Source organism: Pseudomonas sp. GG8, assembly GCF_052976945.1.
Genome location: NZ_JBRIIP010000001.1, coordinates 584,582 through 608,130 on the forward strand (window position 1 = coordinate 584,582; position 23,549 = coordinate 608,130).

Annotated in this window: 28 protein-coding genes; 2 read left to right on the forward strand and 26 right to left on the reverse strand. The window is 57.3% G+C overall.

Annotation, left to right across the window (positions count from 1 at the left end):
- Window positions 1–14: 14 nt before the first annotated feature.
- The 10 genes from ACVBEG_RS02810 to ACVBEG_RS02855 form a co-directional block, all read right to left on the reverse strand.
- On the reverse strand, window positions 15–1,340 hold the full coding sequence (locus ACVBEG_RS02810; protein ID WP_322181456.1) for a two-component response regulator AauR: 1,326 nt from the start codon (window positions 1,338–1,340) through the stop codon (window positions 15–17).
- Between the two features lie 24 nt (window positions 1,341–1,364).
- The gene (locus ACVBEG_RS02815; protein WP_322181455.1) at window positions 1,365–3,275 is read right to left on the reverse strand and encodes a two-component sensor histidine kinase AauS; all 1,911 of its coding nucleotides are present in this window, start codon (window positions 3,273–3,275) and stop codon (window positions 1,365–1,367) included.
- A 66-nt stretch (window positions 3,276–3,341) separates the two neighbouring features.
- Entirely contained in the window at window positions 3,342–4,076 is a 735-nt protein-coding gene (locus ACVBEG_RS02820) for an amino acid ABC transporter ATP-binding protein (protein ID WP_219062062.1), read from the reverse strand.
- Window positions 4,073–4,741: an amino acid ABC transporter permease gene (locus tag ACVBEG_RS02825; RefSeq protein ID WP_322182827.1), complete on the reverse strand. Its 669-nt coding sequence runs from the start codon at window positions 4,739–4,741 to the stop codon at window positions 4,073–4,075. The genes ACVBEG_RS02820 and ACVBEG_RS02825 overlap by 4 nt, the downstream gene beginning before the upstream one ends.
- Window positions 4,738–5,484, reverse strand: coding sequence for an amino acid ABC transporter permease (locus tag ACVBEG_RS02830; RefSeq protein WP_322181454.1), 747 nt, complete (start codon window positions 5,482–5,484; stop codon window positions 4,738–4,740). The genes ACVBEG_RS02825 and ACVBEG_RS02830 overlap by 4 nt, the downstream gene beginning before the upstream one ends.
- Before the next feature lie 88 nt (window positions 5,485–5,572).
- Window positions 5,573–6,487, reverse strand: a complete 915-nt coding sequence (locus ACVBEG_RS02835; RefSeq protein WP_322181453.1) for a glutamate/aspartate ABC transporter substrate-binding protein — start codon at window positions 6,485–6,487, stop codon at window positions 5,573–5,575.
- A 320-nt stretch (window positions 6,488–6,807) separates the two neighbouring features.
- On the reverse strand, window positions 6,808–8,346 hold the full coding sequence (glpD, locus tag ACVBEG_RS02840) for a glycerol-3-phosphate dehydrogenase (protein WP_322181451.1): 1,539 nt from the start codon (window positions 8,344–8,346) through the stop codon (window positions 6,808–6,810).
- A 300-nt stretch (window positions 8,347–8,646) separates the two neighbouring features.
- Window positions 8,647–9,402 (reverse strand): DeoR/GlpR family transcriptional regulator, encoded by a 756-nt coding sequence (locus ACVBEG_RS02845; RefSeq protein WP_219062058.1) that lies wholly within the window; start codon window positions 9,400–9,402, stop codon window positions 8,647–8,649.
- A gap of 113 nt (window positions 9,403–9,515) precedes the next feature.
- Window positions 9,516–11,021, reverse strand: a complete 1,506-nt coding sequence (gene glpK, locus ACVBEG_RS02850) for a glycerol kinase GlpK (protein WP_322181448.1) — start codon at window positions 11,019–11,021, stop codon at window positions 9,516–9,518.
- 30 nt (window positions 11,022–11,051) lie between these two features.
- Window positions 11,052–11,918 (reverse strand): MIP/aquaporin family protein, encoded by an 867-nt coding sequence (locus tag ACVBEG_RS02855; protein WP_322217606.1) that lies wholly within the window; start codon window positions 11,916–11,918, stop codon window positions 11,052–11,054.
- 385 nt (window positions 11,919–12,303) lie between these two features.
- On the opposite strand from ACVBEG_RS02855, the gene ybaK reads away from it, so the two are divergent.
- Together ybaK and ACVBEG_RS02865 are read left to right on the forward strand one after the other, a co-directional pair.
- Window positions 12,304–12,774 (forward strand): Cys-tRNA(Pro) deacylase, encoded by a 471-nt coding sequence (ybaK, locus tag ACVBEG_RS02860; RefSeq protein WP_322181444.1) that lies wholly within the window; start codon window positions 12,304–12,306, stop codon window positions 12,772–12,774.
- A gap of 95 nt (window positions 12,775–12,869) precedes the next feature.
- Entirely contained in the window at window positions 12,870–13,652 is a 783-nt protein-coding gene (locus tag ACVBEG_RS02865) for a PhzF family phenazine biosynthesis protein (RefSeq protein WP_322181442.1), read from the forward strand.
- Window positions 13,653–13,668: 16 nt separating this feature from the next.
- Here the strand turns inward: ACVBEG_RS02865 and ACVBEG_RS02870 are convergent, their stop codons facing one another.
- The 16 genes from ACVBEG_RS02870 to ACVBEG_RS02945 form a co-directional block, all read right to left on the reverse strand.
- A complete protein-coding gene (locus tag ACVBEG_RS02870) occupies window positions 13,669–14,733 on the reverse strand; it encodes an ABC transporter ATP-binding protein (protein ID WP_322181440.1) in 1,065 nt (354 codons plus the stop codon).
- Complete coding sequence (argF, locus tag ACVBEG_RS02875; protein WP_322181438.1) at window positions 14,730–15,650, reverse strand: ornithine carbamoyltransferase; 921 nt, start codon at window positions 15,648–15,650, stop codon at window positions 14,730–14,732. The genes ACVBEG_RS02870 and argF overlap by 4 nt, the downstream gene beginning before the upstream one ends.
- 216 nt (window positions 15,651–15,866) lie before the next feature.
- Window positions 15,867–16,997: a tyrosine-type recombinase/integrase gene (locus tag ACVBEG_RS02880; RefSeq protein ID WP_447107326.1), complete on the reverse strand. Its 1,131-nt coding sequence runs from the start codon at window positions 16,995–16,997 to the stop codon at window positions 15,867–15,869.
- Between the two features lie 237 nt (window positions 16,998–17,234).
- Window positions 17,235–17,810 (reverse strand): hypothetical protein, encoded by a 576-nt coding sequence (locus tag ACVBEG_RS02885; RefSeq protein ID WP_447107327.1) that lies wholly within the window; start codon window positions 17,808–17,810, stop codon window positions 17,235–17,237.
- Between the two features lie 51 nt (window positions 17,811–17,861).
- Entirely contained in the window at window positions 17,862–18,347 is a 486-nt protein-coding gene (locus ACVBEG_RS02890) for an SAM-dependent methyltransferase (protein ID WP_447107328.1), read from the reverse strand.
- A gap of 49 nt (window positions 18,348–18,396) precedes the next feature.
- Window positions 18,397–18,681: a hypothetical protein gene (locus ACVBEG_RS02895; RefSeq protein ID WP_447107329.1), complete on the reverse strand. Its 285-nt coding sequence runs from the start codon at window positions 18,679–18,681 to the stop codon at window positions 18,397–18,399.
- Window positions 18,682–18,729: 48 nt separating this feature from the next.
- Window positions 18,730–19,224, reverse strand: coding sequence for a hypothetical protein (locus ACVBEG_RS02900; protein WP_447107330.1), 495 nt, complete (start codon window positions 19,222–19,224; stop codon window positions 18,730–18,732).
- 2 nt (window positions 19,225–19,226) lie between these two features.
- Window positions 19,227–19,424: a hypothetical protein gene (locus ACVBEG_RS02905; RefSeq protein ID WP_447107331.1), complete on the reverse strand. Its 198-nt coding sequence runs from the start codon at window positions 19,422–19,424 to the stop codon at window positions 19,227–19,229.
- Window positions 19,421–19,768 (reverse strand): hypothetical protein, encoded by a 348-nt coding sequence (locus ACVBEG_RS02910; protein WP_447107332.1) that lies wholly within the window; start codon window positions 19,766–19,768, stop codon window positions 19,421–19,423. The genes ACVBEG_RS02905 and ACVBEG_RS02910 overlap by 4 nt, the downstream gene beginning before the upstream one ends.
- The gene (locus ACVBEG_RS02915; RefSeq protein ID WP_447107333.1) at window positions 19,765–19,914 is read right to left on the reverse strand and encodes a hypothetical protein; all 150 of its coding nucleotides are present in this window, start codon (window positions 19,912–19,914) and stop codon (window positions 19,765–19,767) included. Before ACVBEG_RS02915 ends, ACVBEG_RS02910 begins: the two co-directional genes overlap by 4 nt.
- Window positions 19,915–20,004: 90 nt before the next feature.
- Entirely contained in the window at window positions 20,005–20,373 is a 369-nt protein-coding gene (locus tag ACVBEG_RS02920) for a hypothetical protein (RefSeq protein WP_447107334.1), read from the reverse strand.
- A 60-nt stretch (window positions 20,374–20,433) separates the two neighbouring features.
- Window positions 20,434–20,949: a hypothetical protein gene (locus tag ACVBEG_RS02925; protein WP_447107335.1), complete on the reverse strand. Its 516-nt coding sequence runs from the start codon at window positions 20,947–20,949 to the stop codon at window positions 20,434–20,436.
- Window position 20,950: 1 nt separating this feature from the next.
- Window positions 20,951–21,364, reverse strand: a complete 414-nt coding sequence (locus ACVBEG_RS02930) for a DUF7740 domain-containing protein (RefSeq protein WP_447107336.1) — start codon at window positions 21,362–21,364, stop codon at window positions 20,951–20,953.
- Window positions 21,365–21,433: 69 nt separating this feature from the next.
- Window positions 21,434–21,994 carry a hypothetical protein gene (locus ACVBEG_RS02935; protein ID WP_447107337.1) on the reverse strand — a complete coding sequence of 187 codons (561 nt, stop codon included), beginning with the start codon at window positions 21,992–21,994 and terminating at the stop codon, window positions 21,434–21,436.
- Between the two features lie 11 nt (window positions 21,995–22,005).
- The gene (locus ACVBEG_RS02940; RefSeq protein WP_447107338.1) at window positions 22,006–22,677 is read right to left on the reverse strand and encodes a 3'-5' exonuclease; all 672 of its coding nucleotides are present in this window, start codon (window positions 22,675–22,677) and stop codon (window positions 22,006–22,008) included.
- The gene (locus ACVBEG_RS02945; RefSeq protein ID WP_447107339.1) at window positions 22,674–23,540 is read right to left on the reverse strand and encodes an ATP-binding protein; all 867 of its coding nucleotides are present in this window, start codon (window positions 23,538–23,540) and stop codon (window positions 22,674–22,676) included. Before ACVBEG_RS02945 ends, ACVBEG_RS02940 begins: the two co-directional genes overlap by 4 nt.
- Window positions 23,541–23,549 lie beyond the last annotated feature (9 nt).

The following is a 23,549-nucleotide window of genomic DNA, read 5'->3' on the forward strand; positions in this document are numbered from 1 at the left end:
AGGGGGCGGGACGATCAACCCAACCCGTATTTTTTGACCTTGTCGAACAACGTGGTCTTGGCCATGCCCAGTTCCTGACTGGCCTGACTGAGGTTGCCGCCGCTGCGTTGCAAGGCATCGCTGAGCAGGTTCTTTTCAAATGCCTCCACCGCTTCGGCAAAGTCCAGGCTGTTGCCAGCTATGCTTGCGCCGGACTTCTTGAACGCCGGCAAGCCGAGGGCGTAACGCTCGGCGACGTTACGCAGTTCGCGCACATTGCCCGGCCAGTCGTGGCTCATCAGGCTCGACAGGGTTTGACGATCCAGCTCCGGGGTTTCGCGATCGAAGCGTAACGATGCGAGCTGTAAGAAGTGCTCGAACAACTGCAGGATGTCCTCGCGGCGTTCGCGCAACGGAGGCAATTCCAGAGTGACCACGTTCAGCCGGTAATACAGGTCGCTGCGAAACTGACCGACCTTGCTCAACTCATCCAGATCGGACTTGGTCGCGGCAATCACCCGGCAGTCCACTGCGACGCTCTGGTTCGAGCCCAGGCGTTCCAGCGTGCGCTCCTGCAACACCCGCAGCAGTTTGATCTGCAGGGTTATCGGCATGCTTTCGACTTCATCGAGAAACAGTGTGCCGTTGTGGGCATGTTCGATTTTGCCAATGCGACGCTTGCCTGCGCCGGTAAATGCGTTGGCTTCGTGGCCGAAGATCTCGCTTTCGAACAGGCTCTCCGGCAGACCGCCACAGTTGAGCGCGACGAACTGCTGAGAATGGCGGCGACTGAAGTCGTGCAGGCAGCGGGCAACCAACTCCTTGCCCGTGCCGGTTTCGCCTTCGATCAGGACGTTGGCTGAGGTGTCTGCAACATTGGTGATCAACGCCCGCAGGTTTTGCATGGCCGGCGATCGCCCGATGATTCGGCCTTCCAGTGAGTTTCGCTCGGCCAGTTGTCGGCGCAGCGACCACACCTCACGCGCCAGGCTGCGTTGCTCCAGAGCGCGTCGGGCAACGTCCACCAGACGCTCGGGGGAGAAGGGTTTTTCCATGAAGTCGTAAGCGCCGTCGCGCATTGCGTTGACGGCCATGGAAATATCGCCGTGACCGGTAATCAGCACCACCGGCAGGCTGCGGTCTCGCGCCTTGAGGCGGGTCAGCAATTCCAGTCCGTCGATTCCCGGCAAACGGATATCGCTGATGACGATGCCGGCGAAGTCCTCGCCAATCCTCGCCAGCGCCTCTTCGGCACTGCCCACGCCTTCGCTGGGAATGTCTTCCAGGGCCAAGGCTTGCTGGCAACCCAGGAGGACGTGTGGGTCGTCTTCGACGATCAGAACGGTCAGGTCGCTGTTCATGCTGTTCGGCTCATTAATAGCGGCTCATATCGGCTCGGCTTCAGGAGGTGCGGGCGTATCGAGCAGTGGCAGGCTCAGGATAAAAGCGGTGCCGCCGCTGGAAGGATGCTCGGCGCTGAGACTGCCCCCGGCTGCGGCAGCGAGGCTGGCAGAAAGGGTCAGGCCAAGGCCAAGGCCATGTTCACCGGGTTTGGTGGTGAAGAACGGTTCGAACAGATGCTTGCGCGCTTCGGGTCCGATACCGTGACCATTGTCGCGCACATAGAGGCGGTAGCGGCCGTCGGCGATTTCACCTTCGAGCCACAACTCGGGCAAGGGCTGGGCCTGCATTGCATCCAGGGCATTGCCGACGAGGTTGACCAGGATTTGTTCCAGGCGCGTTTGATCGATTCGCAAGGACACGTCTTCAAAATGCTCATGCAGCGTGAGGTCGAAGTTCTCCAGTCGGCCATTGAGAACCTGCAGTGCGGCGTCGACGGCCTTGCGCAACGACGCCTGGCCTTTGTCATCTCCACGTCGGGCAAAGGCGCGCAGGCTGGCGGTGATCCGGCCCATGCGATCGACCAGCTCATTGATGGTTCGCAGGTTAGTGCTGGCGGTGTCCAGTGCGCCGCGCTCAATGAAGCGTACGGTATTGCCGGACAAGGTGCGCAAGGCGGCCAAGGGTTGATTGAGTTCGTGGGCGATGCTGGTGGACATCTGGCCGATGGCGGCAAGTTTGCCGGCCTGGACCAGTTCATCCTGAGCGCGACGCAATGTGTCTTCGGCGAGGCGCCGTTCGCGGATCTGCGCTTTTAGGCGTTCGTTGCTGGCACGCAGATCGGCGGTTCGCTCGGCAATTTTGCGCTCGAGTTCATCGTTGGCTTCTTGCAGGGCTTCGCGGGCAGCCAGTCGAGTGGCGATCACTTTGCGTCGCTCATTCCAGGCGATCAGCAGAAACGCCACCAGTGCGCAGGCCACCGCGACCAACATTCCCTGGCGTGCGGCTTCGCTGCGCAACTCCTGCAATGGTGTCAGCAGGGTCAAGTGCCACGGCGTATCGTTCAGCCGTCGGGTCTGGGCCAGGTAGCTGACGTCGGTAGGGTCGTGATCGACGCTGGTATTGGCGGGGAAGGTCAGTTTCTCGACGCCCTCGGCCAGTTGCTCCCGGGCCAGCGGAACCAATTCATTCAGCGGCCACCAGTAATACTGCAGACTGCGCGCGAGCCGCTCCTTGGTTTCCGGCGTCAGCGGGCGAACCGATTTCAGCCGGCGCGACGGGTCGCTGGACAGAATGATGATGCCATTCTCATCGGTAACGAAGGCTTCCAGCCGAGCCCGTTGCCAGCGCTCCTCCAAGGCTTCGAGGCGCACTTTGATCACGGCGACGCCAATGATCTTGCCTTGCTGTTCCAGGCCATGGGCCAGGTAATAGCCGGGCTCTCCGGTGGTGCTGCCAATCCCGTAGAACCGACCGGGGAGGCCGCGCACCGCGTCCTGAAAGTAAGCGCGGAACGACAGGTCCTCGCCCAGATAACTGTCGGCATCACGCCAGTTGCTGGTGGCCAGCACGCGACCGGTGGTGTCGAGGACGTAAATCGCTCGGCTACGACTGCGGCGATTCAGGCCTTCCAGGTATTCGTTGACGTCCTGACGCAGCTCCGGCGCAGGGTCATTCAATAGACGCGAGACGTTGGCTTCGAGCTCGAGAACGCTCGGCAGGTAGGTGTATTTGCTGATCTCGCTTTCTACGGTGCGGGCGTGCAGCTCCAGTTGCCGTTCACCGTTCTCGCTCAGGGCTTGAACGCCGTTGTGCTCGCTGATCAGATAGCTGACATAGCCCAGCGCGACCATCAGCAAGACGACCAGCGGGGGCAAAAACAGATGGCGTATCAGGCGGGGTTTCACGGCAAGTGATGGCGGCGCGGCGCGATAGAGGTTGGGATCGCATTTCATCACAGTCGTCCGGGACCGACCAGCAGCCTGTGCCCAATAAAGGTGGGCACAGACAGCCGGACTTACTTAGTGTTGCAGGATCTTGGCAAGGAAGTGCTGGGCGCGCTCGGAGCGTGCGGTCACATCACCAAAGAACTCTTCTTTCTCGCAATCTTCGACGATTTGCCCCTGATCCATGAAGATCACTCGGTTCGCCACTTTGCGGGCGAAGCCCATTTCATGGGTCACGCACATCATGGTCATGCCTTCGTGGGCCAGTTGCACCATGACGTCGAGCACTTCGTTGACCATTTCCGGGTCCAAAGCCGAGGTCGGTTCATCGAACAGCATGACCACCGGGTCCATCGCCAACGCCCGGGCAATCGCCACACGTTGCTGCTGACCACCGGAAAGTTGCCCCGGGTGCTTGTTGGCATGCGCGGACAAGCCGACACGCTCAAGCAGCTTGAGGCCTTTTTCGGTGGCTTCGGCCTTGCTGCGGCCAAGGACCTTGATCTGGGCGATGGTCAGGTTTTCGACGATGCTCAGGTGCGGGAACAGTTCGAAATGCTGAAACACCATGCCGACCCGCGAACGCAGTTTGGGCAGGTTGGTCTTGGGGTCGCTGATCGAGGTGCCATCGACAATGATGTCGCCCTTCTGGAAGGGTTCCAGCGCGTTCACGCACTTGATCAGTGTCGATTTGCCAGAGCCGGATGGGCCGCAAACCACCACCACTTCACCTTTTTTGACCTCGGTGCTGCAGTCAGTCAGCACCTGGAAGTCTCCGTACCACTTGTTGATATTCTTGATGGAAATCATACGGCAAACCTTTTTTGCAGACGCTTCACCAGCAGCGAGGCGGCAAAGCTGATCGTGAAATACACCAGACCGGCGAAGATCAGGAACTCATTGGAACGGCCAATGATGTCGCCACTGGAGCGCGTGGCATTGAGGAAGTCCACCAGGCCGACTGCATACACCAGCGACGTGTCCTGGAACAAAATGATGCTCTGCTGCAGCAGCAGCGGGGTCATTTTGCGAAACGCCTGAGGCAGGATGATCAAACGCATCATTTGCCCGTAGTTCATCCCTAACGCCTGGGCTGCGCCCATCTGGCCTTTTGGGATGGACTGGACACCGGCCCGTACGATTTCGCAGAAGTACGCGGCCTCGAACATCATGAACGCCACCAGGCAGGAGGTGAACGCTCCGATCGGGGTGTCCTCGCCAGTGATCCAGCGCAGCACAAACGGCACCGCCAGATAGAACCAGGTGATTACCAGCAGCAGCGGGATCGAGCGAAAGTAGTTCACGTAAGCGCCAGCGAGCCTTGCCAGCAACTTGCTCGATGACAAGCGCATCAATGCCAGGACAGTGCCAAGCGCAATGCCGCCGATGACGCCCAGCGCCATCAGTTGCAGGGTCAAGATCATGCCGTTCCACATCCCCGGCAGGGCGGGAACAATTCCACTGAAGTCCATTATTTACCTCCCAGGGAAATCAGCCCGGGCACTGCAATTTTCTTCTCGATCATGCGCATCAACAGCATCAGGCTCATGTTCAAGGTGAAGTAGATCAGCGTCGCCAAGGTGAAGGCTTCGAACAGGTTGGCGGAGAACTCGGCGGTCTGTTTGGTCTGCGCAAGCAGCTCCATAAGGCCGATCAACGAGGCTACGGACGAGTTCTTGAAGACGTTCAGGAATTCCGAGGTCAGGGGTGGAATGATGATGCGATAGGCCTGGGGCAGCAGCACGTTCCAGTAGATCTGTGGCAGTTTGAAGCCCATGGCTCTGGCCGCCGATTCCTGGCCGCCAGGCAGCGCCTGGATACCGGTGCGCACTTGTTCGCAAACCCGTGCAGCAGTGAACAGGCCAAGACAGACCACGACGCTTAGAAAAGCCGATGTCGTGGGGTTGAGGTCTTGCTTGTACCACTGCTGAAGGTTGTCAGGCAGCAAATCCGGCACCAGGAAGTACCAGATAAACAATTGCACCAGCAGCGGAACATTGCGGAAAAGTTCCACGTAAACCGTGGCAATGCCCGACACCCAGCGGTTAGGCACAGTACGCATGACCCCGAGCACAGAGCCCAGCAGTAAAGCGATGATCCAGGCGGCGACGGCAATAGCGATGGTCCAGCCCAGACCGGTGAGGTACCAGTCCAGATAGATTTCTTTGCCGATACCGGTGGACTTGAGGAATACGCCCCAGTCCCAGTTGTAATTCATCAGGGTCTCCCCTCAGTTTGATCGATTCACAGGCACCGTCGTTCACTTGAGCGCGCGTTTGCGTGCCCAAGTGAAGATTAACCAGTGCTTAGATGGCTTTGTCGGGAGCTGGCTTATCGGTAGGGTTGGCGATCAGGTTTTTCAGCTCGTCGCTCATCGGGAAGTTCAGGTTCAGACCCTTCGGCGGGATCGGCTGCATGAACCACTTGGCGTAGATCGTGTTGATCTCGCCCGAGGTGAAGGTTGCCTTGATCGCGTCATCGACAGCTTTCTTGAACGGGGCGTCGTCTTTACGAACCATGCAGCCGTAGATTTCATAGGACTGCGCGGTGCCGGTCACTGCCCAGTCATCAGGCTTCTTGGCTTTGGCCATTTCGCCTGCGAGCAGTGCATCATCCATCATGAACGCGACCGCACGGCCGGACTCGAGCATGTTGAAGGATTCGCCATGGTCCTTGGCAGAGATGACATTCATGCCCATCTGCTTGTCGGCGTTCATCGATTTGATGATGCGCTCGGACGTGGTGCCCGCAGTGGTCACGACGTTCTTGCCTTTCAGATCGGCGAAGTCTTTGTACGGAGAGTCTTTTTTGGCCAGCAGGCGCGTCCCGATTTCGAAGATGCCTACTGAGAAGTCAACTTGTTGACCGCGTTCGGCGTTGTTGGTGGTGGAACCGCACTCAAGGTCTACAGTGCCGTTTTGCACCAGCGGGATACGGGTTTGCGACGTGACCAGGTTGTATTTGACCTTCAGGTCAGGCATGGCCAGGTCTTTCTTGATGGCTTCGACGACTTTCAGCTGGATATCGTGGGAGTAGCCGACCGGAATCCCGGAAGCGTCAGCGATATAGGAGAACGGGATGGAGGCGTCGCGGTGTCCGAGGGTGATGGTGCCAGACTCTTTGATTTTCTTCAGTGTGCCGGTGAGTTCGGCAGCGAAAACTGGAGTGCTAATCAGAGCGGCAGCGATTGCTGCGCCCAAAATATGGGGAACGATGCGCATCAGTTGATCCTCGGCTTTGTTTTTTTTATGGGGACCTGTGTGGAGGTCCTCTGAATAAACGAGTGTGTTCAACGGCGGCCCAATCAGGCGCACGCTACAGTCGGCACATTCGACATTGAGTGTAGAGCATGACTCATGCCAAAGCGGAGATAAGGATTAAACTATTGATTTGTATCGTTTTTATTTGATGCTATGACGCAGGAGAATCTGGCCGCGTCCGGCAGTCCGAACTAATCGGGGCAGCGCGTTCGGAAAACCGAATGACTTGAGGCTGCTGCACAACAACCTCCCCTTTGCGAGGAGGCTGTTGGCGGGGAGGGTCAGGCGGCTTCGATGCTGCTTTTATTGCGCGTGACCGTGTTGAGGTAGTCCTGCACGCGCACCTGCTCGCTCGGTGTGGTGAATAGACCCAACTTGCTGCGACGCCAAAGAATGTCTTCGGCATCCAGAGCCCATTCCTCGCTGCACAGATAATCGACTTCGCGGGTGTAGAGGCCGCCCCCGAGGTGCTCGCCCATATCGGCGAGGCTCTGCACACCTTCGAGCAGGCGCCAGCTGCGGCTGCCGTAGGTGCGGGCCCAGCGCTGGGCAACGTCGCTTGGCAGCCAGTCGAAGCGTTTCGTCAATTCATCACTCAGGGCCTGTGGCGTGCTCATGTCTTCGCCCCCGGGCAGGCTGGCAGTGGCGGTCCAGCTTGGTTTCATGTGCGGGAAGAAGGGCGCAAGGTGGGTCATCGCCGATTCAGCCAGCTTGCGATAAGTCGTCAACTTGCCGCCGAACACCGATAGGATCGGTGCTTCTTCAGCGCTGCCCGAGAGTGACAGCGTGTAATCGCGGGTCACCGCCGAAGGGTTGTCCGATTCGTCATTGCACAGCGGACGAACGCCCGAGTAGGTTCGCACGATGTCGCTGCGGCTCAGTTGTTTCTTGAAGTGCTCATTGACCACTTTGAGCAGGTAGTCGATTTCGTCTTCGGTAATCGTCACCTTGCTCGGATCGCCCTGATATTCACGGTCCGTGGTGCCAATGATGGTGAAGCGTTCCAGGTAAGGAATCGTGAAGACGATGCGCTGATCTTCGTTTTGCAGAATGAACGCGTTTTCGCCCTCGTACAGTTTGGGCACGATCAGGTGGCTGCCCTGAATCAGGCGGATCCCGTAAGGGGAGTCGAGTTTAAGGTCATCACGAATGAATTTGGCAACCCAAGGCCCGGCGGCGTTGACCAGCGCTTTGGCGCGAATGGAAAACAGGCTGCCGTCGGAACGTTCCATGTTCATGTGCCACAGGCCCTTACTGCGACGGGCGTTGATGCAGCGCGTTTGGGTATGAACGTGCGCGCCGTTTTCACGCGCGGCCATGGCGTTGAGTACCACCAGGCGGGCGTCGTCGACCCAGCAATCGGAGTATTCGAAACCACGGGTTATCGTCGCGTTTAGCGGGCTGTCGCTGCCAAAGCGCAGGCTGCGCGAGGCGGGCAGTTTTTCCCGCTTGCCCAGATGATCATACAAGAACAGGCCGGCACGGATCATCCACGCAGGGCGCAGATGCGGACGATGAGGGAGCACGAAGCGCATCGGCTTGACGATATGCGGCGCTTTGGCCAGCAGCACTTCACGTTCGGCGAGCGCTTCTCGTACCAGGCGAAACTCATAATGTTCGAGATAGCGCAGTCCACCATGGATCAGCTTGCTGCTGGCTGATGATGTATGGCTGGCCAAGTCATCCTTTTCGCAAAGGAACACCGATAAACCGCGACCGGCAGCGTCCGCGGCTATCCCTACGCCATTGATACCACCGCCAATGACGGCGATGTCGTAGATTTCGGAAAGCGGTGGCACGGGCAAGGTGGTGTGGGGCATTTGATGGCCTCCTGTCTGGATCTTCAAAACATAGCTTCGAACGGCGAATCCGAACATTTATGTTCAATTTCGAAAATCATAGCGCAATAAAGAGCGCGCATCCAGTCTGCATTCATTGAAAATACTGATGGGAGGGGAGGTAAGTGAATAAATTCGAACATTTTAATTCAGTGTGCCAGGCACGCGCGCGTCGCGTCCCTGGCGAATGAACTCGCTCCCATAGAGCGTTTGTGGTCTCTGGGGGGACGAATTTATTCGCGATGAAAGCTGAATGTCAGACGATAGATAGATGTCGGGAGGTCAGACCACTTCCAGACGAATCTTGTACTGGGTCAATAACTGCATCAGCGCAGGGACGGGGGCCTCGTCGGTGACCAGGCAGTCGATCAGGCTGATCGGTCCCAGGCGGACCATGGCGTTGCGTCCGAACTTGCTGGAGTCGGCGGCCAACAGTACTTTTCGGGCGTTGGCGATGATCGCCTGGGACACCCGTACTTCCTGATAATCAAAGTCCAGCAAACTGCCGTCTTCATCAATGCCGCTAATACCGACCAAGGCGAAGTCGACTTTGAACTGATTGATGAAGTCGACACAGGCTTGACCCACCACGCCGCCATCGCGGCGAACAGTGCCGCCAGCCAGCAGGACTTCAAAGTCATCCTTGGCGCTGAGGATCGAGGCCACATGCAGGTTGTTGGTGATGATTTTCAGGTTGTTGTGATTCAGCAGCGCGCGGGCAATGGATTCGGTGGTGGTGCCGATATTGATGAACAGCGAGGCGTGGTCCGGGATCTGCGCGGCAATGGCCTCGGCGATCCGTTGTTTCTCGTCGCGCATCTGGTCTGCACGCATGGCGTAGGCTGTGTTCTCGATGCTCGAGTCATAGGCTGCGCCGCCATGGTAGCGGCGCAACAGGCTCATTTCCGCCAATTGATTGATATCACGGCGGATGGTTTGCGGGGTCACGACAAACAGCTGAGCCATTTCTTCAATGCTGACATAGCCGCGTTCGCGTACCAGCTCGAGGATCTGCTGCTGGCGGGGAGGCAGGTTCATTGTTTTGATTTTCCTATCGGGCTGCCAAACGAATGGCGACCATCATGCCGCAGCCTAATAGCGCTGTCAGCCGGAAACTCATACCGCTCCCCGCCCTTGCGGGCAGTCGTCGATCAGTTGCTTTCTTCGTGCGGTTCCCAATCGCGGGTGCGGCTCACGGCTTTTTTCCAGCCGGCATAGAGTTTTTCTCTTTCCTCTTCGGCAAGTTGCGGTTCGAATTCGCGCTCGATCACCGCTTTGCTGCGCAACTCGTCCAGGCTGCCCCAGAAACCGATGGCCAGGCCGGCGAGATAAGCAGCGCCCAGTGCGGTGGTTTCACGCATTTGCGGACGTTCGACCATCGTCCCGAGAATGTCGGCCTGGAACTGCATTAAAAAGTTGTTGGCCACAGCGCCGCCGTCCACACGCAAGGCTTTGAGGCGCTCGCCGGAATCCTGCTGCATGGCGTCCAGCACGTCACGCGTCTGGTAGGCGATCGATTCAAGCGCGGCACGAATGATGTGGTCGACCTTGACCCCGCGCGTCAGGCCGAACAATGCACCACGGGCATACGGGTCCCAGTACGGCGCGCCCAGTCCGGTAAAGGCGGGGACGAGGTAGACGCCATTGCTGTCCTTGACCTTGCCGGCGAAGTACTCGGTGTCCAGCGCGTCATTGATGAGTTTCAGTTCGTCTCGCAGCCACTGGATGGTGGAGCCACCGTTGAACACAGCGCCTTCAAGGGCATAAGCGACTTCGCCGCGCGGTCCGCAGGCGATGGTGGTCAGCATGCCGTGTTGCGACTTCACGGCTTTCTTTCCGGTATTCATCAACAGGAAGCAGCCGGTGCCGTAGGTGTTCTTGGCCTGACCGGGTTCAACGCACATCTGGCCGAACAAGGCCGCTTGCTGGTCTCCCGCAATACCGGCGATAGGGATGCCGCTTTTGCTGTGGCCGTAAACCTCAGAGGAGGACCGTACCTCAGGCAGCATCTCGCGTGGAATATCCAGCACCTTCAGCATTTTTTCATCCCATTCCAGGGTATGAATATTGAAGAGCAGGGTGCGCGAGGCGTTGGTGTAGTCGGTGACGTGAACCTTGCCGCCGGTGAATTTCCAGATCAGCCAGCTATCAATGGTGCCGAACAGCAGCTCGCCTTTGCGTGCGCGCTCTCGGCTGCCTTCGACGTGATCGAGAATCCACTTGAGCTTGGTGCCGGAGAAGTAGGGGTCGGTGACCAGCCCTGTCGTTTCCTTGATGTAGTCTTCCAGTCCGTCACGCTTGAGTTGCTGACAGATTTCGGTGCTGCGGCGGCATTGCCAGACAATCGCGTTGTAGATAGGGCGGCCGGTTTCTTTTTCCCATACGACGGTGGTTTCCCGCTGATTGGTGATGCCGATGGCCGCAATCTGATCATGATGCAGATCAGCTTGCGCGAGTGCCTTGGTCATGCACGCGGTCTGGGTGGCGAAGATTTCCATGGGGTCATGTTCGACCCATCCCGCTTGCGGGTAATGCTGGACGAACTCGCTTTGCGCGGAACTGACCACGTTGGCATCGCGGTCGAAAATAATGGCGCGTGAACTGGTCGTACCCTGGTCAAGGGCAATGATGTAGTTCTTATTCTGTGTGTCAGTCATGTCGATTGCCTTGCACTGGATGGGTGAGGTTCAAGATGAAGCCTGAGCTTTGCTGCGAACGACGTTAGCGTCCTTATTCTCTACAACAAGGGCGCTGGGCAGGTGGCGAGCGATCAGCCCGCGATAGCTTGCAGCGCCCAGACAGGCACCAAGGATTGGCGCGAAAATCGGGATCAGAAAGTAGGGGATTTCACGGCCGCCAGTAAACGCCATCGGACCCCAGCCTGCGAAGAATGTCATGAGCTTGGGACCGAAATCCCGCGCCGGGTTCATCGCAAACCCGGTCAGTGGTCCCATGGCGCTGCCAATCACGGCGATCAACAAGCCAATCAGTAGCGGCGCCATCGGGCCTCGAGGCAAGCCGTTGTTGTCGTCGGTCAGGGACATGATCACGCACATGAGAATGGCGGTGATCACCACTTCAACCAAAAAGGCTTGTCCGGTGGATATCGCCGGATTGGGGTACGTGGAAAAGATTGAAGCCAGCTCAAGACTGGCTTGAGTCCCGCGAATCATGTGGTGTACGTGTTCGAATTCGAAGAACAGGCTGATGTAGAGCAGGTACACCAACGCGGCCGCGCAAAAGGCGCCGGTCACTTGGGCGAGAATGTAAAGTGGCAGCTTTCTCTTTTCAAAGTCACCGAAAATACATAACGCAATGCTTACTGCAGGATTGAGATGCGCGCCGGATACGCCGGCGGTCAGGTAAATCGCCATGCTGACGCCAATGCCCCAGATGATACTGATTTCCCACAATCCAAAGCTGGCGCCAGCGACCTTGAGCGCTGCAACACAACCGGTACCAAAAAAAATCAACAACGCGGTGCCCAGAAATTCAGCCAGGCATTGACCCGTCAGCGTGGGTTGTTGCAGGGGTTGCGGTATAGCCGTTGTCATGGAAACCTCTTTTTTTGTTGTTCTAAAACGCTGAAGGAAAGTCATCAGCGCTTATTTTTTTCCACATCAGAGAAGTCCTCGCCTCCGAGCAGCCAACGATCCTTAGTCACCACCAAATCGAAAATATTCGTTATCGAAAAAATATAGACAAGAAAGAATGCTGTCAAAGGTCGAAAGTGAACCATAGGCCATAATCTGACCGCCAGTCTTTAGTTCGTTGCCCATTTCTATGTAGGAAACATCTTATTGCTGACCTGAAATTTTTTTTGGTACCGTCCATGACGGCGACATAGCTTGAATATCGCTGCCGATAAGGTGTTTTGGCTGGAGATGTCCTAAAGTAGGCGTCTTGATCTCAACGTCCCGCGACATCCCGGAGAGCTGCATGACCCCCGCATTGGATTTGTTGAAAAAAGTTCGCGCAGATCACCGTGTGCACAGTTATGAACACGACCCGAAGGCGGCCTCTTATGGTCTGGAGGCGGCTGAGAAGCTTGGTCTGGAGCCTGCGCAGGTGTTCAAAACCCTGTTGGCAGTGACTGAAAAAGGCGAATTGCTGGTGGCGGTGGTCCCGGTCGTCGGAAGTCTTGATCTCAAAGCGCTGGCGCATGCAGCGGGGGCAAAAAAAGTCGAAATGGCTGATCCCGCAGCTGCTCAGCGCGCCACAGGCTATTTATTGGGCGGCATTAGCCCGTTAGGGCAGAAGAAGAGATTGCGTACTTTCATCGATCAATCGGCACAGTCCTTCGCCACTCTCTTCGTCAGCGCCGGGCGTCGAGGCCTGGAGGTGGAGCTTTCGGCTGCCGTACTGGCCGGGCTCACCCAGGCAACATTTTCCGGGATTGGTCGCGCCTAGCGCTCTGTATTGTCGATAACGACACGTTCTGTGACTGGCGGTGCATCCGGCGGACGCGCATGCTGGGGCAACTAATGTCAGGGATGGGCCCACTCATGCAGCTTGAATTTCACCAGGTTGACGCTTTCAGTAACCGCCCGTTCAGTGGCAACCCGGCGATGGTTTATCGACTGGATGCCTGGCTGGCGGATGAGTTGATGCAGCAGATTGCTGCCGAGCACAACCTGGCGGAAACCGCGTTTCTGGTCCGTGAAGCTCAGGGCTGGCACATCCGCTGGTTCACTCCAGCCACCGAAGTCCCATTGTGTGGTCACGCCACCCTGGCCAGCGCTTACGTGTTGTTCGAGGTCTACAAAGAGCCGGTCGAGCGGATAGATTTTATTGGCAAGTCCGGCGCCATGAGCGTCACCCGCGAAAACGATCGGTTGTTGCTGGACTTTCCGGCCCTGATGCCCCACGAAGTGGGGGTAACTGTCGAGCTTCAGCGCGCGCTGGGCGTCGATATCGTCGATGTGTTGGGCTCGACCGAGTTGCTGGTGGTCCTGGAGTCCGAACAGGCGGTGCGCGACTGCACGCCCGATATGGCCGCGCTGGCGCGTTTACCGTGGCCAGGCGTTATCGTCACGGCCATGGGCACCCAGCATGATTTTGTCTCCCGCTACTTCGCACCGGCCATCGGTATCCCCGAAGACCCGGTGACCGGCTCGACCCACTGCAGCTTGATCCCCTATTGGTCGAAGCGTCTTGGCAAGCAGGGGTTGACCGCCTACCAATGCTCGGCCCGTGGCGGCGAACTGTTCTGTCGACTGGAGGGAGGGCGGGTCAAAATCGGTGGGCATGCAACCTTGGTGGCGAGCGGGAAGTTATTGCTCGGTTGATGCCCCGATAGAGGCGTTAGATATACCTGAGACTGCCGGCGGCCTGGAACAGCACCAGATGATCAGCCGCCACACGAATCCCGACCTCGTCACCTGCGCGATAGTCGACGTGGCTGGGGAAGATCGCTTCCAGTTGGCTGCCTGTTGGCATTTGCAGTCGATACAGTGTCGAGGCGCCTTGAAAGGTCTTGCTCACAACGTGCGTCTTGAGTGTGCTGTCTGGCGCGTAGACGATGTCATCTGGTCTTAGCAGCACATCCACGGCGCTACCGATCGCCCACATGTAGGCGCGATTGCCACGCAACAGGCCCAGCTCGGTCTGCACTGCTTCCGGGCTGACGAGTTGCCCACGAATGAAATAGCCCTTACCGATAAAGCTGGCAACGAAGGGGGTCAGCGGTTCGTGATAGAGGTTGTAGGGCGTATCCCACTGCTCAAGGCGTCCCTCTTTGAAGACACCGACGTGATCGCTGACAGCAAAGGCTTCCTCCTGATCGTGAGTCACCAGAATTGCGCTGGTGCCACGTGCCTTGAGGATCTCGCGGACTTCATGACTGAGGCGCCGCCGCAGCTCACCGTCAAGGTTGGAAAACGGCTCATCCAGTAACAGCAGCTGAGGCTCCGGTGCCAAGGCTCGAGCCAGTGCGACACGCTGTTGTTGGCCGCCTGACAACTCATGCGGGTAACGTTTGCCCAGCGTGCCGAGGTTGACCAGTTCGAGCAGTTCGTCGGTGACCTGCTTGAGGCGGGGGTGTTTGCGAATGCCGAAGCCGATGTTTTCCGCGACACTCAAGTGCGGGAACAGCGCGTAGTCCTGAAAGACCATGCCGATCCGGCGCTTCTCGGGCGCCAGGGTGAAGCCTGGGCGCGAGATCACTTCGCCAGCCAGCGTGATTTCACCTTCATACACCGGCTCAAAACCGGCGATGGCTCGCAGTGTGGTGGTCTTGCCGCACCCTGAGGAGCCCAACAAACAGCCGATATCGCCGGTATTGAGGTGCAGGTTAAGGTCCTGCACCACCCGTTGATCCTGATAGCCACACGCCAGATTGCGCAGATTCAGCAGTAAAGGCTGGCTCATGCGTGGTGGTAGGCCGGCTCGACCAGAAACTCAAGCAGTGCTTTTTGCGCGTGCAGGCGATTTTCGGCTTGATCCCAGGCCACAGCCCGAGGGTCGTCGAGCAGATCGAGGCTGATTTCTTCGCCACGGTGAGCGGGCAGACAATGCATGAACAGGACGTCTTCGGCGGCCAGATCAAGCAACTCGCGCGTCACTTGGAAGGGGGCGAACAAGGCCAGTCGCTTGGCGGTTTCCTCTTCCTGACCCATAGAGGTCCAGACATCGGTGCTGACCAGGTGTGCTCCCGCCACGGCTAGCCGAGGATCTCGAACGACGCTGACCCTGTCACCGGCCAGTGCGAGGAATTCGGCGTTGGGCTCATAACCTTCGGGGCAGGCGACACGTAGCTGAAAATCGAACTGGATCGCGGCTTCTATATAGCTGTTACACATGTTGTTGCCATCGCCGATCCATGCCACGGTTTTGCCCTGAATCGAACCGCGATGTTCGAGAAAGGTTTGCATGTCTGCCAGCAGCTGGCAGGGGTGCAGGTCATCGGAAAGGCCGTTGATCACGGGCACGCGGGAGTTGGCGGCAAACTCCGTCAGGTTGCTATGGGCGAACGTCCGGATCATCACCGCATCGACCATGCGCGACATGACTTTAGCGCAGTCGCTGATCGGTTCGCCTCGACCCAGCTGGGTGTCGCGAGGCGACAAAAAGATCGCCTGACCGCCCAGCTGGATCATCCCTGCTTCGAACGAAATACGCGTCCGCGTCGAGGATTTCTCGAAAATCATGCCGAGAACCCGGTTTTTCAGTGGCTCGAAGAGTACGCCGCGGTTACGCAGGTCCTTCAGCTCTATGCCGCGACGAATCACGCTGACTAGCTCTTCTGGCGTGTAATCCATCATCGAGAGAAAGTGCCTTGCGCTCATCATTAACTACCTTTTTGCAACAGACCGCAGATACTCAAAGCCGGGTTTTATCAGGAAAACGGGCGAGACCTGCGGCGAAAGCCGCACGGGGCGACGAATAGGGAAAGGCGCGATGTTATAAGCAAATGTCGCGTATTGCCAATAGCGCCTTTGATCTGTAAGGGTTTCTAGCTGCTTCTAAATTGCCACGGGCCAATAGTGGGCCAAAGTGGACATTTATAGCTTACTCAGCTCAGCCCAATCCGACGTAGAGTTGATCCACTTCGCATAGGTCGAGAGCAGCATTTGTACACTGTGACCAAGCTGGTTGGCAATAAAGGCTGTGTTCATGTTCGCCATCAGGCACATCGTCGCGTAGGTATGGCGGCAGTCATATTGACGGCGACGGCGAATGCCAAGTCTGGATAGGGCTGCCATGAAATATTTCTTGGTCGTGCTGTCGGATGCAATCCAGCTTCCAGGTCCCTTTGCCGTGGCAAACACGAACTCCGCACCGTCGCGAGCCATCGAGCGCGCCACCTCGATAGCATGAAGTGCTCGATCATTCAGCAACACATCCCGAACAGTCTTGGTCTTGATTCGCTCGACCAGCTTGCCTTTCACGATCTGCCTGCAGACGTGCACCCTCTTTTTCTCCTCGCTTACCTCTGACCACTTCAGCGCCCGGACTTCACCGGGACGCATGCCTGTAAAAAAACAAAACTCAAAATAAGCTGCATAGATCCGCGTACGGCCAACAAGCGCTTCGTACATGCTGGCGATAATCCGCTCCGCCTCGTCACGTTCAAATGGGTCAACTTGGCGTTTCGGCAGCTTTGCGCGCGGCATGGACTTGCATGGGTTACGCGGCATATGGCCGTCCATCACGGCGGTGGCCAGCACGCTCGACAGCTTGTCCATCGCATTGCGGCGAATCCCCGGTGAATCCCACTCGATGGAAGCCACGATTTTGCGGATGTCGGCCGAGGTGATGTCATCGATTCGCCTGCTCGACAAAGTAGGCATCCACACGCCATTCAGGATCGTCAGGTAGTTGTCGCGCGTCTCCTTCACGATATCCCGGCTATTAAGCCATGTCTGCGAGAACTCCCCGAACGTCGGGGTCTTGCGGTCCAGGTTGTAATTCGAATTCGGGAACATCTGGGCGTACATATCGTCAGTCATGACGCCCAGCTTGATCATTTCCTTTACACGAGCACAGAGACTGCCTGCCGAGGCGAGCCCTTTCGCGGTCGGCTTATGGGGAGTCGGTTCACTTCGGCGCTGGCCGTTCCACGTAAAACGGATGCGGACCGCTTCGCCACGGGCCTCGACGCCATCAGGGAGACCCATTGATTTTCTGCCCATGCGTTGTATCGCTCCAAGCTGAACATGATGCGTCCGTTAACTTTCTCCCAGACGCCTTGCGGGATGATTCCGGTGAGCCGCTTGTACTCAAGCGCTCTGGAGGTTGTACCGATCAGCTCGGCCAACTTTGATTCAGGGATCTTATCGACCTGAAATGATTCAAGGCCATCCAAGAGCAATGGTTTTTTCGAAGACATACGCGTACTGCTCCATGCCGCGCGTGGCGACAGAAGGTGGTTATTGGGTAGCTTTGGCGATTACTGCTTCAGCGTGAGCAAGGGCCGCGTGGTACTTGCCGAGTTGCGCGGCGCCGAGCCTGGCCAGACCGACGAGGTTGGTGAGGCTTTCGAGCAGTTCTTTGCGCGCATCTGTCACCTTGATCAGCTCAGTGCGGAGCTGGTCAGCGTCGTCCATCCATTCCTCTGCCATGATTTCGAAGTGTTCGGCTGGCTCCCATGGGGAGGGGATAACGTTCGTTACCCAGTCGTTCCAGAGCTCAACACTTTCGCCGCGCGTGATGCGCTCAGCCTTCATCATGTCGCCCATAGCTCGAAGCTCTTGCGCTCGGCGCTCGGCGTCTTCCTTGTTGAGGCAGGGGTACTCCTCGCCCGGACCTACGCTGTGGATTGCCCAGAGCTCAACCTTCGGTTCGCTGAGTCTGGCGCGCAGGTAAACCACTACTGGTCGCAGTGGATCCTTTTCTTCAAGCTCGATCAGGATGCTCTCGACGGTTGATCGCTCAAGCGCCACGACCTCGACGGCAGGCTCAGGCGCCGCCGTCAGGGCTTCAATGATTCGTTCTATTCCGGACATGCAGAAATCCTCGGCCGCCATTCGCTGGCAGGCTGGTAGTTGAATTTGGGTTTAGGCTGAAGCGGTGGATTGCTGCTTCATGAACGTGAACCAGTGTGTCTTTTCACGCTTTCCAGATTTGTGGCCAAACAGCGGCTTCTGATCGGTGAGCGCGAGTAATTCGCTGACCAGCACCTGGGTCTCGTTCCATTTGAAGATCAGGATTCCTTCCGGCTCAAGGACGCGAAAGCATTCAGCGAAGCCTTGGCGGAGATCCTCGCGCCAATCACTGGTTAGCATTCCGTATTTGGCGCGCATCCAGCTGTCGACACCCGCCCGGGTCAGGTGTGGCGGGTCGAACACGACCAGCTTGAACGTGCCGTCTTCGAAGGGCAGCGAGCGAAAGTCCATGATCACGTTCGGCTCAACCTTCAGCACCCGGCCATCACACAGGATGTGCTGCTCGTCGCGGATATCGCCGAATAGGGCTCGCTGGTCATCCTTATCGAACCAGAACATGCGGCTTCCGCAGCAGGGGTCGAGGACTTGCGCATTCATGGCCTGGGCACCTTGTAGATGAAGACGCAGGCGAACCAGAGGGTGGTAATCATGGCGTCACCTCGCGCCACTCTTCATACCCCTCGCCATACTCCCAGCAGTACGTCGCAGGCCATGCGCCGCGCGTGTTCTGGTCGACGATGTTGTAGTTCCAGCCACCTTTCGCAGGTGTGGTTTTGATCCATACATGCTGGGCGCCTCCGAGATTCCAGCCGTCGTAATCCTTGACGACTTCGGCCATGAATTCGCGCAGGTCGTGGTGCCCGCGGCTCATCACGATGTAGGTGTCACCGCCGACGCTCTCGACGGCGAGCGGATATTTTTCTTTGGGCATGACTTCGTCCTTACCGCTATAGCGGCTGACTTTTAATTGGGGGAGGGGTTACTTGGTGTTGAGGCTGTTATTCAGCTTGCTGAGTGCGCCATATGCAGCCCATGCGTCGTCGCGGTTGGCGAACTGCATATTGATCCGGTACTTTCCTCCGGCCTGCTCCAGAGTATTGAACCCTTTGGCAAAGGCTTTAGCGGCATCAACCGCAACCGGCGCGGACTGCTCGGCGTAGAGGGCGACTTGTTGCCCTGGGTAAGCTTTCGCCAATTTCTCGCAAGCCTCGTGGTCGTACTGGATATCGAAGTCGCCTACTTCCGGTCCGTTGGTTCCGTAGAAAGTGTCTTCGAACGCGAGGTGCGCCACCGGCTCGCCCAGGTACTGGGCGGCTCGTTTATTCCAGTCTTCTGCCAGTGCCTGTAAATGCCATGCAGGACAGTCATTGCTCGAACAAGCAAACCAGCCCTGCTCGGTTCGCTCTTCGCATTTGTTGCCGCAGAAAGGGCACGGTAGCAACTCCCGCGACGCCTCAATCTTGTCGTTATTCATGGTCACTGGCCCCAATTGCTTAGCTCTTCATTAATCTCTTCGGCCGGATCACCAATTTCGTCAACTCGCCCTTCGTACTCGTAGTTGTCATAGATAACGGCGGCAGTTTCCCAGCAAAACGCCAGATTTCTCGGTGACCAGTAACCTGTGATGCTGCGCATATGCAGCGCTGCGCGAAGTATCCAAATGAGCTTGCTCATTCGCTTGCTCCCGATTCGGTGGAGTTGGTCAGCAGCGCATCAATGCGAGCCATGGTGGTAATAGGAAGGTCAAAATCCTCACCGAACCTGACCACGTTCACGCATTCCTGAAGCAACTCGACCAACTCCGCATTCCGCTGCTCGGCGATGGTCAGGCGCTTGCGCAGTTCGTCCTTCTCCAGCCTAGCGGCAAAACGACGGTCTTTAAATGACTCCAGCTCTTCACGCAACGCAGCCTCGCGAGCTAGTGCGGCGTCGTAGTCAGAGGCAAGGACGTACTGGCCATCTGTATCAGGGTAAAATTCTTGCATGTTCCAGTTGATTCTGAGCTTCACTTCACTCATACCTTCGCCTCCCCAGCCAGCGCATTATTCAACTGTAACTGAAGGTCAGCCACTTGCTCGGCGGTCATGCTGCCGCAAAGCTTCAGGTAGTCCTGATGATCTCGGGCGTAGCGTTGTTGTAGGGTTTCGTCTTGATTGGTGGGCATGGGGTGTCCTTAGGCTGGGGAGTGGCGGGGGTCTACGGGGATTCACGTAGACCTTGGGCGATATCGCCGTGCCGATAACGGTACGTAGGGCTATGCGGCCTCTTCGCCGGTATCGATTTTGCGCAAATCCATGATCGGGATTCGGTTGTCGCCGTCGACGATCACCCAGCAAGGCAAATCCAGGTGTCGGAACGTGCCGTGATAGTTGCGGTACGCGCCGAGCGCAGCTTTGCGGAACGATTCGGCGGCGACTTTGCCAATACCGACCGGGCTACCCCCCCCATCAAGCGTCAGGTCGAACGTGGTCAAGCTGCTGATCCGTCGACGGGCTGCGTATATGGCTGACTGGGAGAGCTTGAATTGAGCGGCAACATTCTCAGCAGGCTCACTATCAAGCATCGCGGCAATAGCCTGATCACGAGCAGCGTTCCGGAGCCCGGCATATAGGATGGTTTGCATGATTGATTTCCAGTCATATGCCGCCCTCCATAACTGGATGCGACAAAAATAGGGGGGGTGTTATTCGTTACAGATGCGAAGAGTCTTACGCCGGAAGTCGGCATCAAGCCGTCTAGCCATGTGCTCAGGCATCACGTACGGGGTACGTGGCGGCATTGCCAGAAAGGGTAGGGCGCGGGCCTTACCAGCGTCATGCAGCGCATGAATGACCAGCCGCATAGCTGAGCTTTGGTCCTGCGCACCAGTCCACTCAACCAGAGCTGACAGCGCCTCGCACGTCCCTGATCTAGCCCAGAAGCGGATCATCTCGCTACCCATGATTGGCGACACGTTTTCGCCATATTCCAAGCTGTGCCGCGAACCAATAAGCCGAATAACTCCAGCCCGGCCAAGACCCTGAACGTGATGAATCATCCAGGTGAGCGCCTCGCCTTGCTCCTTAATCCCAGCCCACTTCATCAGGTCGGCAAGCATCTTCTTGGTCGTAGCGCTGACCGTGTGGCGCAATTCCAATTCACCACACTCTTGGCGCTTGAGTGCAGTCTTGGCTGAGCGAGCCTTTCCTTCTACTGCCATTTCAAGCCACCATCCGGGCTGATTCCGTCTTGCCCACATAGCTGTCGACTGCGCCCCAGATGATGCTGTGCGGTGCGCTCGACTTGGCCGATAAGATGACGATTTGCTTGATTCCGGGATTCCATGTTCTAGCTGCAATTCGCTGCATGGCTGCCCGAAGTGTTCCTGCTGACTTATGGGTATGCGCAGCCAGGGCCAGAGCCAAGAATGCATCAAGATCAACCAGCGGCTTACACCCGGCTCGCCACCACAAATGCGCCTTGCCGATAGGCGCCCGCTCACGAGCTGCCTTTCCTTCCAGCTCAAGCCCGGCAAGATCGGCGCGAACAGCTTTTTCGCTCATCCCTGTCGCATCGGCCAGCAGCTTTGCTGTCATTCCTTCTGGATGGGTAAGGTGTCGCCATATTGGAGTCATGGGGTATCTCCTTGCTCAGATCTGCATGCGCGACTCTGCGCCGCGCTGCTGTGAGTTTGTATTTCGGCCTCACTTCTTGAATCCGTTCACGGCCTTCGGATAATCAATTTCGTAGTCGGCCAGCAGGCGCAGGAACTGGGTATTGCTGATAACCATCTGCTTTGCTGCCTGAGCCCGAGTTAGGCCGATTTCCTTGAATGCCAGAATGCGTTCGATCCGCACCGCATCCTGCGAACGATCCGTGCGTTCTTTCTGCGCCGAGATCATCTGCTCTCGGCCGGACTTGAAGGTGAATCCGTGCTTTTCTCCGAGAGAGAACAACCGCTTGCGAGTAATGCCGAGGGCCTGAGTGATATCCCTCTGCGTCATGGTCTTCGCCATCTCACGAACCTTGTCGACAAACGCCTCTTTCTCCTTGGCTGCCTTTCGCAATGCCAAGAATCTGTCACTCTCTGCTGGACGCTCAGTGTTGATCACCGGAATCACCGCTGCCAACTCCTTTGGCTTGATGGCTACCTGCGGAGCGATAAAGATTTCGCCTCCGCTCTCCAGAAATCGCAAGGTCTGCGCATTGATTTCTTCTGATATTGGTCGCAGGGCTGCAACCATTCCCAGGTGATTACTAATCATGCGTTACTCCGTTAGCGCATCAGCGCCGTGCGAACATATGGGTCGACATCGGCCTGCTTTAGCAGCCACGACCGGTAATCATTAGGAAGGTTGGCGAACGCCGCACCCTTATGCTTGCCAAAGCTAATAATTGTGGGGATGCGAGCCTCTTCTGACAGCAGCCACAAATCCTCCCAGTCTTCGACGACGTAGCCACGCTTAGCGGCCAAGGCATCAATGATCACGCCCAGCAATTTGCGGCAGTTGCGCACATCATCCAGCGCGGCATGGGCATTACGCAGAAGCTCTGTCGCTTGATCACGGAAGTGCAGGTAGATCATTGCTGACTGACTGTGAGAGTCGGCCAGCGGCCAGAGCAACGTGCTGAGCGCCTTGGTGCAGATGCGCTTAACGTCAGGCTGGCGAATGACGCGCCAGTCGTAGTCGACGTTGTGGCCGATGATGTATTGGGTATCGGCAGGCATGGAGAACGAGTCATGCGGCGGGCAGTCGGATAGCTCTTCGTCAAGGATATGGCTGGTCACCAGCGCGCCAAGCTCAATGCGTTTTTCTGGTTTGTAGCGACCGAGGAATTGCTCAGTTACTGGGAGTCCAGCTACCGCTCCAATCTTTAGCCAGGCCGCCTCGACCAATTGTGGGTCGGTAAGGCCGGTTGTTTCTGAATCGAAGATGTATGCGGTCATGCGGATTGCTCCAGCGGAGTGAGTTCAAGTTTTCGTTTGTCTTTGGCTATCACAACCTTTGACACAAGGTCTTCAAACCCGACGGCGACAACCTTGGCGGCATTGAAGGCCGCGTGCAGTGCGGGCATATCCTTGGCCGTGGCGATATCTGCCAGAGCATCAATCAGCAGTTCCTTGGCGCGATCCTCGGGGCTTATGCCTGAGTTCAGCCAAGCAAGCAGCTTGAGCCCGGTCTCATCGGTAATTAGCTCAGGGGCATCGAATAGCTTTGTCCGGTCTTTACTCGCTATAGCGGTATGGCCGTCATGGGTAAGATCCAGTACGACAGTGAATTCGTAATCGGTCCCATCACGCTGCTCTGACTTCATGCCGAGCTTTAGGATCTTCTTACCCTCACCTTGGACCGTTTCGGTCTTGCTCCGCATGGTGCAGATGATGTGCAGTGAACTGGTCAGGATTTTGTCCGTTAGGCGGCGGTGGCGGGGGGTCGTCTCATTCCACGCTGCCCAGGTATTGCCCCGGAACTTCTGGTGGGCAACAGCCTCATTGGCCTCCAGGCACCCACCAGATCCAGTCCACTCATGCGAGTAGCTATCGATGATCAGCGTGTCGTAACCGGCCTGCTCGGCTGATGTAATGGCATCGACGTAGCGCTCTGGCGTGTAAGGGGCGTGCAACTCCATAACGTCGAAGTCTGCGATGTCGGCATACAGCGATGCGCTGCCGTGCTCCGTATCGATTACTGCAATCCTGCCTCCCAGGCCCATGGCGAGGAGCAAGGCGGAGTAGGTCTTTCCCGACCCGGATGGCCCGGCAAGTGCCAACCGTAGTTTGGCCTGCTTGCGTTCGGCTTTCTTGAACATGATGCGCTA